Source organism: Pedobacter sp., assembly GCF_037719805.1.
Lineage (GTDB): Bacteria > Bacteroidota > Bacteroidia > Sphingobacteriales > Sphingobacteriaceae > Pedobacter.
Genome location: NZ_JBBJLZ010000005.1, coordinates 22,032 through 39,258 on the forward strand (window position 1 = coordinate 22,032; position 17,227 = coordinate 39,258).

14 protein-coding genes are annotated in these 17,227 nt (G+C 38.9%); 6 read left to right on the top strand and 8 right to left on the bottom strand.

Going from position 1 to position 17,227, the window contains the following annotated elements:
• Window positions 1–44 precede the first annotated feature (44 nt).
• Window positions 45–2,414, top strand: a complete 2,370-nt coding sequence (locus WKF66_RS16475; protein ID WP_489675586.1) for an ABC transporter permease — start codon at window positions 45–47, stop codon at window positions 2,412–2,414.
• Window positions 2,407–4,215, top strand: coding sequence for a S41 family peptidase (locus tag WKF66_RS16480; protein WP_489675587.1), 1,809 nt, complete (start codon window positions 2,407–2,409; stop codon window positions 4,213–4,215). Before WKF66_RS16475 ends, WKF66_RS16480 begins: the two co-directional genes overlap by 8 nt.
• 106 nt (window positions 4,216–4,321) lie before the next feature.
• Here the strand turns inward: WKF66_RS16480 and WKF66_RS16485 are convergent, their stop codons facing one another.
• Window positions 4,322–5,014 carry a LytR/AlgR family response regulator transcription factor gene (locus WKF66_RS16485; protein ID WP_489675588.1) on the bottom strand — a complete coding sequence of 231 codons (693 nt, stop codon included), beginning with the start codon at window positions 5,012–5,014 and terminating at the stop codon, window positions 4,322–4,324.
• Between the two features lies 1 nt (window position 5,015).
• On the bottom strand, window positions 5,016–6,035 hold the full coding sequence (locus WKF66_RS16490; protein WP_489675589.1) for a sensor histidine kinase: 1,020 nt from the start codon (window positions 6,033–6,035) through the stop codon (window positions 5,016–5,018).
• On the opposite strand from WKF66_RS16490, the gene WKF66_RS16495 reads away from it, so the two are divergent.
• Window positions 6,004–8,622, top strand: coding sequence for an outer membrane beta-barrel protein (locus tag WKF66_RS16495; RefSeq protein WP_489675590.1), 2,619 nt, complete (start codon window positions 6,004–6,006; stop codon window positions 8,620–8,622). The two genes, WKF66_RS16490 and WKF66_RS16495, sit on opposite strands and share 32 nt — an antisense overlap.
• Before the next feature lie 161 nt (window positions 8,623–8,783).
• Here WKF66_RS16495 and WKF66_RS16500 read toward each other — a convergent pair whose 3' ends face one another.
• Window positions 8,784–9,005 carry a hypothetical protein gene (locus tag WKF66_RS16500; RefSeq protein WP_489675591.1) on the bottom strand — a complete coding sequence of 74 codons (222 nt, stop codon included), beginning with the start codon at window positions 9,003–9,005 and terminating at the stop codon, window positions 8,784–8,786.
• A 515-nt stretch (window positions 9,006–9,520) separates the two neighbouring features.
• Between WKF66_RS16500 and WKF66_RS16505 the strand changes: the two genes are divergently transcribed.
• A complete protein-coding gene (locus WKF66_RS16505; protein WP_489675592.1) occupies window positions 9,521–10,063 on the top strand; it encodes a hypothetical protein in 543 nt (180 codons plus the stop codon).
• A 324-nt stretch (window positions 10,064–10,387) separates the two neighbouring features.
• Here the strand turns inward: WKF66_RS16505 and WKF66_RS16510 are convergent, their stop codons facing one another.
• The 5 genes from WKF66_RS16510 to WKF66_RS16530 form a co-directional block, all read right to left on the bottom strand.
• Window positions 10,388–10,816: a hypothetical protein gene (locus WKF66_RS16510; RefSeq protein WP_489675593.1), complete on the bottom strand. Its 429-nt coding sequence runs from the start codon at window positions 10,814–10,816 to the stop codon at window positions 10,388–10,390.
• An 18-nt stretch (window positions 10,817–10,834) separates the two neighbouring features.
• A complete protein-coding gene (locus WKF66_RS16515) occupies window positions 10,835–12,094 on the bottom strand; it encodes a hypothetical protein (RefSeq protein WP_489675594.1) in 1,260 nt (419 codons plus the stop codon).
• Between the two features lie 11 nt (window positions 12,095–12,105).
• A complete protein-coding gene (locus WKF66_RS16520; protein ID WP_489675595.1) occupies window positions 12,106–13,389 on the bottom strand; it encodes a hypothetical protein in 1,284 nt (427 codons plus the stop codon).
• 27 nt (window positions 13,390–13,416) lie between these two features.
• A complete protein-coding gene (locus tag WKF66_RS16525; protein ID WP_489675596.1) occupies window positions 13,417–14,988 on the bottom strand; it encodes a hypothetical protein in 1,572 nt (523 codons plus the stop codon).
• 181 nt (window positions 14,989–15,169) lie between these two features.
• Complete coding sequence (locus WKF66_RS16530; protein ID WP_489675597.1) at window positions 15,170–15,997, bottom strand: helix-turn-helix domain-containing protein; 828 nt, start codon at window positions 15,995–15,997, stop codon at window positions 15,170–15,172.
• A gap of 347 nt (window positions 15,998–16,344) precedes the next feature.
• Between WKF66_RS16530 and WKF66_RS16535 the strand changes: the two genes are divergently transcribed.
• Window positions 16,345–16,767: an SDR family NAD(P)-dependent oxidoreductase gene (locus WKF66_RS16535; protein ID WP_489675598.1), complete on the top strand. Its 423-nt coding sequence runs from the start codon at window positions 16,345–16,347 to the stop codon at window positions 16,765–16,767.
• A 50-nt stretch (window positions 16,768–16,817) separates the two neighbouring features.
• Window positions 16,818–17,156: a hypothetical protein gene (locus tag WKF66_RS16540; RefSeq protein WP_489676152.1), complete on the top strand. Its 339-nt coding sequence runs from the start codon at window positions 16,818–16,820 to the stop codon at window positions 17,154–17,156.
• The last annotated feature ends 71 nt before the right edge of the window (window positions 17,157–17,227 follow it).

The following is a 17,227-nucleotide window of genomic DNA, read 5'->3' on the forward strand; positions in this document are numbered from 1 at the left end:
AATTCAAGTTCAATCCTATCTTTAACCGACCAACCACTACTGCCATGTTCAGACTCAATTTAAAAATAGCTTTGCGCAACCTCTGGAGAAATAAGACTTCTTCAGTGATCAATATCGCCGGACTGGCAGTTGGTTTATCGGCCTGCCTCCTGCTGTTGCTGTACGTCAACTACGAATTGAATTTTGATCGTCAGTATAAAGATGCGGATAAGATCTATCAAGTGATGACCAATTTTCAGGATGCATCAGGCAAGATAACAAGTACCGGAGGGTCGCCAGGCAATGGAATTGCCATGGCTATCAGGAACAAAATTCCCGAGGTCGATGCCATTACCCGCATCGCGGGAGGCAATGAATCGCTGATCGCAAATAAAGAAGCCGGATTTAAAAAAATTGATCTTTTTGCAGATCCAGAGATTCTCAAAATATTCAGTTATGAGTTTATCGCCGGTAATCCGGACGTCGCACTGAACGCACCAAATGCGGTGGTGCTTACCGAAGGTACAGCTAAGCTGCTTTTTGGAAATACTGATGTACTAAATAAGACAGTAAGGTATGCGAACAGAACGGACCTAAAAGTAACCGGCGTTATTAAAGATCTGCCGACTAATATTTCATTAACGTTTGATTATTTAATGCCCTGGTCATTTTATCAAATTATCGAAGATGAGGCGAGAAATCCCGGCTTGGGAAATTTTAGTTTTTTTGCCATTGCAAAAGTAAATAACAGTTCCAAGCTGGACCTGATCAACTCCAAGGTAAAAAAGCTATTCAATGAAAGCTACACCGACGAAAGGAATGAAAACTTCTTATTCCCTTTTTCTGATACCCATTTGTACGGGAAATTTTTAAACGGCAAGAGTGTCGGCGGAGACATCGAGCGAATTTACCTCTTTATAGCACTGGCTTTTGGTATTTTGCTGATCGCTTGTATCAATTTTATGAATATGGCCACAGCCAAATCGGAGCGCAGGGCTAAAGAAGTAGGAATAAAAAAAACAATCGGTGCGACAAGGGCATCTCTGATTACACAATTTCTGACCGAAGCGATGGTACTCACCCTGGTTGCCGTGTCGATTGGGCTGACTATTGTAGAGGCCAGTTTGCCAGCATTCAATAACCTGCTGGGTATAAAATTAACGATTGACTACAGTAATATCCACTACTGGTTAGGTATTTCATCAGTGGCCTTGTTGACAGGCCTTCTTGCAGGGATTTATCCGGCGCTCTTTCTGTCCTCATTCAATCCCATTCAGATCTTAAAGAAGAAAACTGCCCGGGCAAGGTTTATTCCTTTTAATCTCAGACAAGTACTAGTGGTTGGGCAGTTCTGTTTTGCAATCGTGCTGATAATTGCTACCCTGGTTATCTACAAGCAGGTACAGTTTATCAAGAGCAGACCTGTGGGTTATAACATTGATTTGCTTGCAGAAATGCCCCAGAGCGGTGAATTGCAGGGAAAATTTGAATTGTTTAAGGAACAGTTGCTCCGGACAGGCGCAGTTATGGCGGTTAACCAGACCTCGCAAAGTATGACGCGTGTAAGCAATTGGTTTTATGGATTAAAATGGCCGGATATGGAAAAGCAAGGTGAAGAAATTGTGTTCAACCGGCTGCAAACCCAGTATGATCTGGCAAAGACGAGCGGAATACAAATATTGGCGGGCCGTGATTTCTCCAGGAAATTTGCCTCGGATACTGGAGGTATTTTGTTGAGCAGCAACGCGGTGAAGATGATGAAGCTGAAAGACCCGGTTGGAAGAACAGTAACGCTCTTTGACAAAAAGCTAAAGATCATCGGTGTGTTTAAAGATTTTCTTTGGGATTCACCTTATCGCAGCGGAAAACCTATGGTTATCAATTTCAATAATCAAGGAGGAAGCATTAATATGCGGCTTAATCCTTCAAACAGCCTAAACAGGAATGTAGAACTGATCTCGGCAGTGACCAAAAGCATTAATCCGAGTTATCCAGTGGAGATTAAGTTTGTGAATGAATTGTATAATTCAAAGCTCCAGTCGGAAAAAATCTTGGGCGTCCTGGCCAATTCGTTTGGTGGCATAGCTATATTGATTTCCTGTATGGGGCTTTACGGCCTGGTGGCTTACAGTGCAGAACAGCGCACTAAGGAATTTGGAGTACGCCGTGTGCTGGGTGCTTCAGTGAGCAATATTATGAGGTTGCTTTCGATCTCATTCCTGAAAATGGTACTTGTCGCTGCTTGTATTGGCGTACCGTTGGCCTATTACCTGATGGACAGATGGCTCACGAATTTTGAATTCCGAACAAGCATTTCATTGCAGGTGATATTGATATCAATAATAGCCACTGCTGCCACCGCACTTTTGACGGTCAGTTTTCAGGCGTATAAGGCCGCAAAAGCTAACCCTGTTAAAGCGCTTAAATATGAATAAAATGACACAAAACTTAATGCTCTTATCGCTCCTTATCACACTTACTTCTAACGTCTCGGGACAAACAGTAAAGAATCCGGTGATGGACAGTCTCAGTGACAAAATCGTTTTAAAAAGCGAGGATCTGGATAAATACATCGGCATTTACAGTGGCGAAAAACTATCTCTCAAAATAGTAATCAGCAAAAATAATACAACACTTATGGCTCAGGGAACCGGACAAGATGCATTTCCTTTGGAAGCTACCGCCAAAGACCAATTTCTGTATCAGAAAGCAGGTATTGGGTTGCTGTTTAATGTCGACAGAAGTGAAATGACGCTAAAGCAAGGAGGCAATACTTTTGTGTTTACCAGGGAAGGGACGGTAATTGGCCAAATGCCCTTAGTCTATCAACCTAAAGCGATGCAAGCAGATCTTAATAAGTTCAAGAATGTTCTGATCAAAACACATCCGGGTCTTTACACCCATCAATCTCCGGAAGAATTCAATACCATGACGGACAACATGATGTCAGAAGTTTCCAAGCCTATGGACGCCACATCTTTTTATAAGGTACTTCGTAAAATATTTACTAGTATCCATGATGACCATACAGGTGTTTATCCTATTGGAAGGCTCGACAGTATCCTCTCTTCACAAAGATTGCTTCCTTTTCAGGTATACCTTAAAGATGAGCGGATCTACATTACAAAGAACTTGAGCAACCTTCCAATTGCAGATGGCTCTGAGATCCTTTCGATAGACGGTCACCTAAGCAATGACATCATACTGGAGATTTTTAAGTATTGTTCAACCGATGGAAAAAGCCATGCTGGTGTGCAGCATATTTTAAGTCGACCCAGTGTGTTTAGTAATTTTTATGCACAAATATTAGGCGGAAAGCTGTTTCATGATGTTTCTTATCGCGATTATCAGTCCAAAAAAATTGTCACTGTTCAGGTGGAATCAGTTCCAAAGGAAGCCTATGCATCCCGCAGAGCCGGAAAGTATCCAGCCGAAAAAAAACCTTCCGAAGGTCCGTTTAATTTTGAAATGAACAAGCGTGCAAATTATGCCATTATAAAGATCAGTAGTTTTGTTAAGGATAGCTTTCAGGATCCTGAAAATACATACCCCGACTACTATAGAAATTGTTTCAAAGAAATTTCTGCTAACAAGATTACAAATCTGATCATCGACTTAAGAGATAATGGAGGTGGTGACGCTAAAAATGCGGGCTACCTGCTTCAGTATTTCATAGATAAGCCTGTTACTCTGGCTAAAGAGATTACGTCATTAGGTAATAATGAATACTTCCTGAAAACAACCGGTGACCAGCTGGAGCTAGATGAACGATACGGCATGGTTATGCAAGATGATCGAACCTTTAAGGTGACGAAATCTGATATCCTGCGTGAAATAGCTCCTTTCCTTCCGATTAAGCAATATCCTTTTAAAGGAAAAGTGGTCGTGTTGATTAATGGCGGCATGTTTTCCGCAGCAGGTATTGCTGCAGGACTATTCAAAGAATATACGAACGCCATTTTAGTTGGGTCTGAAACTGCTGGATATGCCGGTATTAGCAATGGGGTGCAAAAGATATTTGTAAAGGGGGACCAAACTGAAACTGGTATAACCATCCCGCTTTTACACACTGTTTACGCAATAAACCCAGTTCTACAGAAAAGAGGGGCTCTTCCTGATTACGAGGCATCAAATTCCGTCGAAGATATGCTGGAAAACAGAGATGCGGTTCTGGAGTTTACGTTTAAAACTATATTGCAGATAACGGTTAAAAAAGCGCTCCTTAAAGGAATGTGATTATTAGTAATCAATTGTTAGTATATTGAATCATTCCTTTAGTCTAAAACAATGTGCTACACCAACTATGTTATTCTATTTAAACCTTGCAGACCCACAGCAAATGCTAATGAAGACGCTTAAGTAAGTTATCTCTATAAACTTTACCTATGGGTAGTTTTCTACTGGCTATACTTACTTCATTGCCATCCAAAAAGTTAACCGCTTTCAGTGACAATAAAAAAGATTTGTGTATTCGTACAAACTCATTCTGAGGCAATTGTTCTTCAAACTGAGTGAGAGTTTGTTTAGACATAATACGATCTCCTACGACCCGAAAGATAAAAATATAGTTACCATATGCTTCTGCATATTCGATATCTTTCAAAAAGACCTTGTTAAATATCTTATCCGACTTTATCATGATAAAATCTTCATCATGACCCTTATCTATGATAGAATTATGCGCTGTGTTTTTGACTTTTTCAGTAGCCTGTACAAACCTGGGAAAGGAAAATGGTTTTAAAAGGTAATCTATTACGGACAATTCAAACCCCTCTAACGCAAACTCTCCGTATGCGGAAGTAATAATTACAGCGGGATAATTCTTAAGCGAACGAAGCATTTCATATCCAGTCAGTCTTGGCATGTTAATATCAAGGATAATAAGGTCTACCTCTTTCTTGTTTAAGATCTGCATTGCTTCGAAAGCATCCTCACAACTGGCAACAAGTACTAAATACGGTATCTGCTCAATATAGGTTTTGAGTATTTCACGCGCTATTGGTTCATCGTCAACTATAATGCAATTAATATTCATATTAGGTTAGTTCTATTTCCAGTTTCACTTCGAAACGATCAGTTTCCCGGTTGATGTTAAGTGAATATTTTCTAGGGTAGATTAGGTCCAAGCGCTGCTTGACATTATCAAGACCCAACCCACCTTTTGATTCCCTTTCTATTACGGTATAATCCGGATCGATTGAGTTTTTCACATCCAGCTGTAAAAGCTTATCAGTTAATTTGAATAGGATGTGAACATAAGACTGTCGGCCCTTAGCTTGTGAAAAGTGCTTAAACCCATTCTCAATAAAAATGATGAGCAGCAAAGGGGCAATGTAATGATCTGTATAACTGCCTGACACCTCCATTTTAATATCAGTTTTGTCACTCAAGCGGATTCTTTCCAGTTCTACATAATTGGTAATGTAATCTAGCTCTTTTTTTAGGGCCACGTAATTCTGATTCGTATCATACAGCGAATAGCGTAGTAATTCTGATAACCTGAGCATCAATCCGGGCAGCTTTTTAGATTCAGCAACGGATAGTCCATATAAGTTATTGAGGGTATTAAATAAAAAATGAGGGTTTAATTGTGCTTTTAAATGCCGCAATTCATTCTCTTTTCGATTTTTGTCTAATATCAGCCCGTCCAGTGCTATTTTAAATATCGTAGCGATCAGCGTAAATAATATCACCGTGAAAGCGATATGTTCATTCCTCCAATCTACACGATCTGTGATAGGGAAAAGCATAGCAACGCCATTGAGTATATATGGCAGTAATAAAATGAGCAAAGCTACCTGCAACAGATATGCCACCGCCCCCAGGAGCCATCCCCGCTTTTTAACCAACGGAATCAACAATAGATTTTGCGAATAACATGGTATCATTACCTCCAGCGTGACCTGCAGCACAAGACAAATAGCAGTCAAACCGGTCATTCGCTCGGGGTATTCTTTGAAAAAGATGATAGAGAATGAAACCATTAGCCAAAACACAACATGCGTGTAAATCTTATACGGTTTCATGAATAACATCGTCCATTCAAATGGTTTCATTGTCCAAAGAAAGACTAAGTGTACACATAAAACAAATTTTGATGATGAACTACCCTTTTTGGATGATGAACGTCAAAACGAGCTGTTTGTCATCAGTCCCCGTCAGGTGGTCACTATTATTTTCCTGACTACTACATCGCGTATACTTTCGCTTATATATCAAAAGAAAATGAAAGCGAAATTTCTACTTACCCTCATGTTACTGATCAGTATCCATGAGGCAAAATCACAAACCATGCAGCCGGGAATAAAAGGAATTATACTAGACTCCTTAAACAAAAAACCAATTGAATACGCTACACTTATTTTAAAAGAAAGTAAAAGCGATGTTGTTAAAAGTGCAAAAGCAAAAGCAGATGGCGCATTTATATTTCCTGCACTCAAGCCAGTTGAATATTCACTTACCATTGTGGCTCAGGGATTCAAAACGAGAAATATGGTGGTCGATCTGGCTACCACTGTTAAAGAACTTAAGGATTTAGGAGCCTTTTACATGATCATCGATGTGCATCATCTTAAAGAAGTGGTTGTAAAGGATAATAAGCCCCTGGCAAAACAAGAAATTGATAGGATAAGTTATAATGTACAGGCCGATCCGGAAAGCAAAAGCTCAAATATTCTAGAGATCATGCGCAAGATACCGTTGATTTCTGTTGACGGAGATAACACGATCCGGTTAAAAGGGAATACAAATTATAAAATATTCATTAATGGAAAACCTTCCACTATCCTAGACAGAAATCCGCAAAACATAGTGCGAAATATGCGTGCCTCCGGCATTAATAAGTTGGAAGTAATAACGACAGTTCCTGCGAAATACGATGCTGAAGCGCTAGATGGGATAATTAACATTGTTACTACAAAAAGGATCAGTGATGGTTATTTAGGAAATGTAAATCTTAGCCAAAGTTTGCCTGTAGGTGGGCCTGGGGTTGGAGGATCTTTTACTGTTAAGCAAGGCAAATTTGGTATCTCTGGGTTTACGGGTGGTAGCTTATTTGATTCGCCGCCAATCATGAATGTGACGAAGCGATATTCAGGTTCAACAACTTTATTGCAAAGTACAATTGTGAAAACAAAGGGCAGAAATGGATACTTTGGTTCGGATTTGAGTTATGAAATAGATAGTTTAAACTTGATAACAGGGCAGATTAATATTGGGGGAAAAAATAACATAAACCATAATGATTTGCAGTCTCGGTTGACTAGTGTTAACGACCTGGTACAAAGCTATAGGGTTATAAGTACTAACAAACCTGGAGGTGAGAATATGGACGCTTCTCTAAACTATCAAATGGGATTTAGAAGTGATAAAAACCGACTACTGACCTTTTCTTATCGGGTTTTAAAAGCGAATAATAATCGATCCGGCAATTTTGAAGTTGCTGATGAGGTTTCCTACCCATTGCCTGATTACAACCAGAAGAATGATGAACGGTCATTAGAGCAGTCTTTCCAGGCCGACTATTTTCATATGTTGAAGAATTTGACATTTGAAGCCGGAGTAAAAGGAACATTAAGGAATAATACAAGCGACTTTTTATATGACACGTTAGGCCTCAACCGGGTTTTTGCAATGAACGAGGGACTTAGCAACAGATTTCATAATACACAAGATATTATCGGTGTATACAATTCTTATCAATATAAATTGAATGACTGGGGCTTTAAAGCAGGAATTAGATTGGAGCAAGCGACCATTGATGCAGTTTTTGTATCTAACAACACGCAAATAAAGAGATCATACTTTGATTATATTCCATCAATATCTGTTCAAAAACAATTTAAAAACAATACGAGCTTATTATTTGGATATTCACGGAAAATCAGGAGACCCGAGATACAGCATTTAAATCCCTTTGTAGACCGTTCTAACCCGAACATTGAATCAAGCGGCAACCCTGATCTGCTCCCTGCTTCTTCTAATAGCTTTGAATTGAGCTACAGTAGTTTCAAAAAACTTTCATTGTACATCCGGATGAATTATGACTTTAGTTCTAAAATGGCAATGCCGGCGCAAGTGTACGATGCAGTAGATAACATTACTCGTTCGACATTAAAGAATTCTGGCAGTATGCGTATGGTTATGTCCAATGTCAATGTAAATTACCCGTTGACTTCAAGATGGAATGTGAATGCTAACTTAATGACTATATACGGCCGGGTTAATGGATTGGTTAATAATATGGTGGTCAAAAATCAACGGGTAATGTATTACTTTGCAGCCTCGTCTTCCTATCGTTTTAATAAAGGGTGGCTTGCATCAGGAAGTGTTAATTTGAATGGAGCTGATATTAATTTGCAGGGAATAGAAAACAGCTCTTATCGGGGATGCGGATTCAATTTAACAAAGGAATTGATAAAAGATAGATGTTATTTCACTGCCGAAGCAAGTAACCCATTTGCCAAGTACAGGAACAATACCGGTACAACAAATGCCTCAACCTTCTATCAGGAAAGAACCAACCAAAGGTATCTTAGGAGCTTTTCTGGAAGCCTAAATTATCGTTTTGGGGGTCTGACATCCACCCTTAAGAAAAGCAAAAAAGGAATTATCAACGATGATAACGGCATCTCGCCTTATTGATCAGGCTTGATAAGGAATGATCGCTATACTTTGTGTTACAGACGAACGAACGAAATCATGTAAGCAAGATCATTATTTCTATTCCAACAGTTAAACTGGCAAGGCAAATTGTTTATTGCCTCACAAAGTATGCTTGGTAGAGGTATCGAGACGTTGAAAAATTAAAGAAAACGGTTCAAGTCATAAAGCTCAATTGCTAAACCAATCTTACTAATTAACTGGCTAGTTATTCCTTCAACAGTTTCCCAGAAAAACACTAGATTCTTACCTACAGTAGCTTTTAATTTGAAGATCTCTATATCGTTCTCAAACACAGCGTAGACATTAGCACTTTGCCAAATTGAATATGTGATGGTACCGACCTTAATCATTAACTGTCTCATTAATATAAAAATCACGTTAATTCTACAATAATTAAAAAACGTAAATACCCTTTTTTGACGTTTTAATACTCTTTCGCCCATCGTAGTTCTATCGCTTGACCGGGTGTTAGCTAAATAAATAATGCAGATATCGGAAAAAAAAACAGGTGCCTCAAAAAACGAAGATATGCATGCCCTCTTAAGCTTTAAGCATAGCAAAGAGAAACCGAATTTCATAATAATAAAAAAATTTTATATAGTTATCTTGATACATTTATATCTGGATGTCAAACAAGCATTTGCCTTGGTACTCGAAGTCAGTAGGATTGAGTTGGATCAGTAACAAAAACGAAATTATGCTGTAGCTTTATAATTTTCTTTCAGCGGCGAATTCTAAGTATACGAAAACCTCATCTTGTTAAATAAAGTTAAATACGGTTTTTACAACCCAAAAGTGCCTCGAGTATTCATATCCGATTAGTTTGAATTGGTATCTTCGATTCAATCAAACTTAACCGTAAACAAAATTGAGAAGCATGAAGAAATTATTTTTATCAATAGCCATAGCAGGTCTATTAGGATTTAGTAGCGTTAGCGCTCAAACGAAAGATGTGGCAATGACAGGTTCGAAGATTGGAATTGGTGCAGAATTTGCCTTTCCTACTGGTCAATTCGGAGATTATTACAATTTTGGTTACGGAGCTTCTTTGCAGTTTCAAACTCCGATTACTAACAGATTGAAGTTTATTGCAACAGGTGGTTACCTAACCTTTAAGGGCAAAGACAATATTACTATAGGTACGGAGACAGGTACACTACCAATTTACGGAGTTGTTCCTTTGAAGGTTGGAGCCAGGTACTTTCTTTCTGAAAACTTTTATGCTGGAGGTGAATTAGGTGGTGCTATCGCAACCACTTTTGGATCGGGAAATGGTTTTATTTACACGCCCCATATCGGTGTTGAATTTCCAGTTGCAGATAAAAGTACTATTGATTTCGGCGCCAGATACGAGGCATGGTCAAATAACGGTACTCGAAAATTTGTGGGATTAAGATTAGCTTATAACTTCGGGTTGTAAGGTTACTATGTTTCTAAACAAAGCTTCTTGGAAACAGGAAGCTTTGTTATTTGCTCCCTTTGTTGACATCTTACTAAGTAGACTATTCACGATGCAGTATTTGCCTCTTACTTAACGGTCGTTTTAATTAGCTACAGGACATATACAGATAGCAATTCGTCTCAGAAAACGAAGGTTCTGAGACGAATATTAGGAACTTTGCCTATCCATTACGATTTAAAGAAAAAGGGACCGTGATCTGTGATCATAGTCCCTCTAATAACGCTATCCATGCTTTTGTCTCAGAAACAAGGAAGTGTTCATAAATACCGATAGCAGATAGATTTAGGCAGAATTAATGGTAAAATCAAAGCCTTGGTCAGTACTGATTTCTGTGCCGTCTGCTGAACAAATTACTGCCTGTAAATGATACACCGCAAATTTGTTTTCAAAAGGACCATAATGGTAAAACAAAAACGTACTATTGCCTGGTTCTAGGTTTTCAACGTCATCTGTGTAATATTCCTCAGCAGGGTCTGCATCACCACTTAAAACAAATTTAACCATAAAAGAGCCTGATGGTACATCACCTCTGTTTACAATATTAATGCAAAAATCATAGGGTATACCTTGTTCTGGATCTGAAACATATGAGCTTCCTTCATCTGTAGATATCCATACATTCTCTGATGGTTGCAGATAAGAAGGATCAGTTGTTATTTGGTTTTCTGACGATTCTGTTTCGTCTTGGCCGTATTCAAATTCGTTTTCCATAAAAAATAAATAAAATGATTAAACTGTAAATTGGCTTTTAGTTAAGGCATCATAAAGCATCAGACCCGGAATTGCCTGGTGTATAGATTGCCCGTCAGCTGAAGCAAGGATATTTGCAAAAAAAGATTGTCCGATTAACGCAAATGATCTATTAGGATTATCACTGTTAATTATATTCTTTCCCTGCTCGATTGCCTGGTCTTCTGCCAAAAGCAGGTGGGTATTTTTAGGATCCCATTGAGAATATCCACGGATTACTTTATCGTACCCGTATATGCTTGCCCAGGCATGGGCATTGGAAATCCAGGCTGTATTTGTACCTTTTGGTGCATCAAACATATATATTTCTTGCAAAGTATCTCCAAAAAATTCGCTTAAGTTTTCCTTCTTGGCATGCTGTAACAAGTTATTGAAACTTATATGGCCACTGCTGAAAGCAGATATTGCTGACCTTCCTACTGGAAGCATGCCCCCACTTTCAAAACCACCATCTATAATAATGTACTCCTGAATTTCTTTTAGAATCTGCAGGAACGATTCAGGATCCTCAAAATCTCCAGCATTCTTAGCTGGATCCAGGATCGGAATTATATTCGGAAGATATTTGCCAGAGTTATTGATCTGATAGAGCAACCCTTTGCCAGCCCAGACGTCGACTTTACCATTTGAGTCCAGATTGGTACTTGTACGATAAGTAAGGTTCTTAAGGCCAATAAAGAAAAGAAAATCCCAGCCGTAAGGCATAAAATGATTGTCTATAGTATCTTTTAAAGACTTTCTACCGGCTTCATTAACAGCTGTGTAATGGCTCGCAATATTCTGACCCAAGGTAGGATGAAAGTAAACGTGAAAAGGTATACCGCCGGCATCTGTAAAGTCAGATATGTTTAATAAGTTCGGAATGCTAAGTACTATTAGTTTTGGATAAACATCCCCCTCCCGCTCCAAAATCACAGTTTTAAAATCAGGGTCTGCTACGTAGTTTACAGCAATTAAGGTTTGTTCATTCACAGCATTGTCTTCACACTCAATAAACAATACCTCTTTCTCCTGTCTGTCAAATTCGAATTCCAAGCTGCGTTTATCCACCGTTTTCCAGTACTCCCAAAGATCTTTATCACTCATTTGCCGTACCAGCTCGAAGTCATCGGGAATATACCTTTCGCAAAAAGATTCCATAAAGAATCGAGCCTCATCAAATCTGCTTAAACCTGGCCTGTCGGTTGTGCCTGGAATGGCATTAAGTTCATCAAGAACCCTAGTAGTTACATCAATCATACCTTTAAAATTTAGAAGCTTACATTAGGATCATCCATTGCCGGCAATTTTGGAAGTACTTCACACATCCACCCAATAATCTGGATACCTGGGGTAGTGAGTTCATTGTTCGAAAAAGTGCTACCACTTAAATTAAAAATTCCCAGACCTACACTATCTTGAGCATGCTGTTTGTCGCTATCCGTCCAAGCTGCTTTGATTTTTAGATCTTTGATCAGAATCATAGCTGTAGGAATACATTTCAATAAACCAGCATTACTTTCATCCTTTTCTCCGGAAGAAAAATACTTTTCCTTTAACATCAGGCAATACCACATATTGGCATAATGAAACAAAGCGGTATTAAACCAGGGCCTGTCTAAGTAAACAATACAATATTCAAAGTCCATCATAAACTCATTCGCGTGTACCGGAGCCTCAGGTAAAGTATTATTTGTAATAATATGACTGGTAAGCTTGATTCTATCTGCAAAATTAAAGTGCTTAAGTACCTTCATGTTCCCTATTTCGACCTTTTGTTCACGGTCGCCTGAAATGCGAGCCCTTTTCAGTTTAGACATAAGGGAATTGCCTGGTGTTGGCTGCAACGTTTTAAAGGGTTGGATTTTTATCCTGGACACCCCGATCCTATTTAAATTAATTTGATTATTGGCATCTTGTTTAAGCACTTCTGAAAGATTAACTATCTTCCCATGCTGTGGTTGCTCCGATGCTATCTTAATTATTTCAGGGTTGGCGCTAACTTTAGTTCGCCACAGTAACGGAATCTTTCTGCTAGTGCCAGTATTCGATAAGGGTGCAGGTACCGCTTCTTTTGTCGAGAAAGTTTTAGCAACCCAGAATGCCCCTTCCGGATCATACCACTTTTTGGGATAGGCATAGACCGGCAAGTAGTTTCCTTCAGGAGTAGATATTGAGGCTTTTTTCCCTTCCTCGAATTGTTTAAGGGAGTCTGATTTAACTTGTCCAAACTTACTGATATAAGGGGTCTTATCTTCAGCTGTGATTTTTAATCCGGAAAATACGACGCTTTCAATAAGGACTTCATATATACTACTAAGGCTCGATGTACCCGTTAAAAAGATATCCTCTATCTCAGGCAGCCTATCACCCAGTATAGACACCTGCTCAGTTGCTTTAATTTCAGAGATCATTCCACTTTCATCCTTAAAATCGTCAGGATCTATCATGCATCCTAATGGTTCAAAAGACAAAAATGAATTAGAATTCTCTACCCCTTTGTATTTTTCAATAAAAAACGACCGGACCGACGTTATTAGATTATTTACATCCATAAAACCTTTATATTTAAGCTAACATACTTATGGATTCGGAATCGGTTCTGATGGCTTTTCTGGTGCCGCAGGTGTTTCTTCTTTCTTTTTCTGCATATAATCTTTTCCGTTCTTCTTTGGAGAACCTGGAATAATGCTAGACACGTAACCGATAAGCTGGACACCTGCTATTTCCAATCCCTGCGAATTGTCATCAAATGTGTAATCTCTCTTATCGCGGGTTTCGGCATGTGAAGCTCCAGCACAGAAGAATGGCCCAAATCCTACGCTTCCTCCGCCTGAAGCAGCAGTTTTCAACTTTTCAATATCCGCAGTCGTTTTTCTCCAGGTTATTTTGACATTTCTGGCTAGAATAAAGCTTGTAATTACAGAAGGGAGAAATAACATCTCAGTGGGATTATTCACCCTGAATTGTTGATTGAACGTTCCATCAGAAATGCAACTTGCCGGATAATCTCCAACTAAAAACCAATTTCCGAGGTTTAAAAGTGTAGTGTCCAGCCAAGGTCTTTGGATATCGGCAGTAGCGTACTCAAAAGTGATATTAAGGCTTTCTGTATTGATGTCAATAGAGGTCTTCTCTTCACTGCTTGCACCATGACCGCCTGCCCTGAAAAAACCGAATTTTATGCCACCGCCTGCTGCTGTACGCTTCGTCTGGGTATCAATATGTACTTCACTATGGAAGTCTGATTGTGTGTAAGTATTCCATCCATCTGCACCTGTCGAGGAATACCATTTGGAAGGCGTCATGAAAGTATAAGGTATGTTCCCTACGTTCGGAATGGTTACCAAGCTGTTTTCGTATTTATGTTTTGCCCTTGCAATGAGTAAGATTGCCGGGTCTATGCCTTGACTCGCCAGTACGGCTATCGCTTCATCAATCTCCTGTTTAAAACCAAATCCCTGCCATTTGTCCCAGGCAAATTCTACATCATCTTGATAGGTCTTGCCCTGAATAGGCCACATCTGCAATTTCATGGGATCAGACATAGCGTTTGCATACATCTTATCCCTGGTTCTTACCGTCTCTTGATATTCATCACGATATTGCATATATTTTTCAAAATGCACGGTACTATCCCCCTCCTCGGTCATCAATTTAGCATTTGCATTCTTTATTGCTTTTTTAATGTCCTCGTTGAGTTCAAGGTCGGGAGCGATACCATTTGCCCCATTGATAATGGCAAACCAGGTATCATTTAATTTACTGGAACTTGGTGCAACCCTATACGTAGATTCCAATAGAATTTTGTTATCAGTAAGCATAAATGTTTGCAAAAATGCCTGCATAGAAGCACCAATGTTGGCAGTCATATACTCCATCTTTTCCAATTGTTTACTTACCGAGGCTGCATCAACCGTCGCTGGATCCTGTGCAGAGCCCGTTCCGGCACCATCATCTTTAGGTTTGGAATCCAGTATCTGTTTTAAATTTGAGCCCGTAGGTGTCCATGGATTTTTAAAATCTTCTTCTGGTATTGGGAGTCCGATTGAACGAAAGGATACAAAGTACCCTTCAGGCATTTTTTTGGTGTTTGGGTCTACCCCTACAGCTTTATATTCCAAATCTGATAACACCTTCATTACGTCTGCCATAATTTTAATTTTAAGAGGATGTGATAAATGATTAATTTTTGTTCTACTCAATATTAGGATATAATCTAATCTGAGTATAGTACAAATCCGACATCATTAAAAAACCACTATCACCAACGTATGTTGAAGTGATGACATCCGCAAGCAAAGGAAACATTAATATTATGACCTGAGGGTTAACCTATTTATCAGCAATTGAATTGAAGCGGACAGAGGTTTTAAGATTTTCTTCTTTTAAGATGTTAGGCGTAAATCCGGCAAAGAATTTAAAATCACGGATAAGATGCATCTGGTCAAAATAACCACATCGGTATGCAATCTCACTCCAAGATGCAGCAGGAGTCCGTTCTTTATAGTTATAGGCATGTGTAAAACGTACCATACGGGCATATAGCTTCGGTGGCAATCCAATTCGCTCCAGAGATTTTCGTTCAAATTGCCTTACACTAAGGTTAGATTGATTTGCAAGGTAATCGATAGATAGGTTTCCCATGCCTCTTACCAACTGAACCATGGCTGCATCAAAAGCAAGGGCGGGTTTAAGTTGTCGCAGCTTACCTAAAAGATACTGTTGTATAACTTCATTCTTTAACACATTAGTTCGCGCTTCCTGCAACTGCTCCAGAACCTCATCAATTTCAGAACCTATAACCAAGCGTGCGTCATAATCCCGGTCAACAATTTCTTGCAGAGGAACGCCTAAAAGGCGATACATGGCGCATGGTTTAAGTGAAACGATGACACAGAAATGGTCGCTACCTAAGTCTAGGGTAACAGTCGATAGCTGAGGTCCTATTATAATTGACCTTGCACGAACTACAAACTCTCCATTTAATTTTTTAACCTTCACCTTATCGCTTAAGTAAAAGCACAAAAAACGGGTATGTGTAGGTACAAAAGTGTATATCGGGGATAAAGAGTCTAGCAATGTAAACTTTATCTCTATAATGTAGATGCTTTCCACATATTCATGAAGTGAGGGATGAGGCTCGAAGCAGGTTAGTAACATACACTAAGTCTCATTAGTTCCAACACAATCTATCCGTTCAGTGACTATTGAAAATACATATTTTATAACTAATGATCAACGTCTTTTTCAAATGAATTTGAATCCAGAATATCTTTAATAGCCTCTTCCAACACGACGAAGGAAACCTATCTTAAGCGGCTGGGTTATACTTCGTAAGCATCAAGTAAAAGCAAAAAACAAATATCTCACTAATGAAGATTTCACTTCTCGCCGTTGAGCTTATTCTCCTATAAACTTGGACGTTTCAACACAGCAGTTTGAACGTTTCACTAAAACCATGCGCCTATACAATAACTAATATTGTACTATACAAAAAGACAAAAATTATGACAAAGACAGTTTTAGTGACAGGGGCTTCCGCAGGAATTGGAAAAGCAACTGCAATCTTACTTGCACAAAACGGCTACAATGTCTATGGTGCAGCACGCAGGACAGAGAAAATGCAGGACCTAAAAGGTTTTGGAATCAAGCCTATTGCATTAGACGTTACAAAAGAGGAAAGCATTATGGCGTGTGTTGGACAGATTCTAAAGGAGACAGGAAGTATTGACATTTTAATAAACAATGCAGGCTTTGGCGCAGAAGGGGCTATTGAAGACGTACCAATGGAGGATGCAAAATATCAAATGGAAGTAAACGTATTTGGGGCAATGCGTTTGACACAATTGGTTTTACCAAAAATGCGAGATAATAAATATGGTAAAATCATAAATATTTCCTCGGTAGGAGGAAAATTGCTTTACCGCTAGGCGGTTGGTATCATGCAAGTAAGTTTGCAATTGAGGGATTAAGTGATTCTATAAGAATGGAAGTAAAACCATTTGGCATAGATGTAATTGTTATTGAACCAGGTGGAATTAAGTCAGAATGGGGCGACATCGCTTTAGAAAGTTTAGTGCGCATCTCTGGAAATTCTGCATACAAAGAATTGGTTAAAGGAGCAGAAAGAAGCTTTAAACAAACTGAAAAAAATAACTCTGAACCTATTGTAATTGCGAAATTGATTAAAAAAGGAATTGAAGCAAACAAGCCAAAAACACGATACGCTGGTGGTTCTATGGCTAAACCTTTATTGTTTTTACGAAGTATTTTGTCTGATAGAATGTTAGAAAGGTTAATATTGAGTCAAACTAAATAAACCAGAAATCAGCCATTAAGCTTAACATAACAGCACATTAAAATCAAACAGTCAAATAGCGAGAAATACGA

Excerpts from the sequence above, each read along its gene's own strand:
- WKF66_RS16535 (WP_489675598.1), top strand. The coding sequence starts at position 16,345 with ATGACAAAGACAGTTTTAGTGACAGGGGCTTCCGCAGGAATTGGAAAA.
- WKF66_RS16530 (WP_489675597.1), bottom strand. The coding sequence starts at position 15,997 with ATGTTACTAACCTGCTTCGAGCCTCATCCCTCACTTCATGAATATGTG.
- WKF66_RS16505 (WP_489675592.1), top strand. The coding sequence starts at position 9,521 with ATGAAGAAATTATTTTTATCAATAGCCATAGCAGGTCTATTAGGATTT.
- WKF66_RS16520 (WP_489675595.1), bottom strand. The coding sequence starts at position 13,389 with ATGGATGTAAATAATCTAATAACGTCGGTCCGGTCGTTTTTTATTGAA.
- WKF66_RS16500 (WP_489675591.1), bottom strand. The coding sequence starts at position 9,005 with ATGAGACAGTTAATGATTAAGGTCGGTACCATCACATATTCAATTTGG.
- WKF66_RS16495 (WP_489675590.1), top strand. The coding sequence starts at position 6,004 with ATGAATAACATCGTCCATTCAAATGGTTTCATTGTCCAAAGAAAGACT.
- WKF66_RS16475 (WP_489675586.1), top strand. The coding sequence starts at position 45 with ATGTTCAGACTCAATTTAAAAATAGCTTTGCGCAACCTCTGGAGAAAT.
- WKF66_RS16480 (WP_489675587.1), top strand. The coding sequence starts at position 2,407 with ATGAATAAAATGACACAAAACTTAATGCTCTTATCGCTCCTTATCACA.
- WKF66_RS16485 (WP_489675588.1), bottom strand. The coding sequence starts at position 5,014 with ATGAATATTAATTGCATTATAGTTGACGATGAACCAATAGCGCGTGAA.
- WKF66_RS16510 (WP_489675593.1), bottom strand. The coding sequence starts at position 10,816 with ATGGAAAACGAATTTGAATACGGCCAAGACGAAACAGAATCGTCAGAA.
- WKF66_RS16515 (WP_489675594.1), bottom strand. The coding sequence starts at position 12,094 with ATGATTGATGTAACTACTAGGGTTCTTGATGAACTTAATGCCATTCCA.
- WKF66_RS16525 (WP_489675596.1), bottom strand. The coding sequence starts at position 14,988 with ATGGCAGACGTAATGAAGGTGTTATCAGATTTGGAATATAAAGCTGTA.
- WKF66_RS16490 (WP_489675589.1), bottom strand. The coding sequence starts at position 6,035 with ATGAAACCATTTGAATGGACGATGTTATTCATGAAACCGTATAAGATT.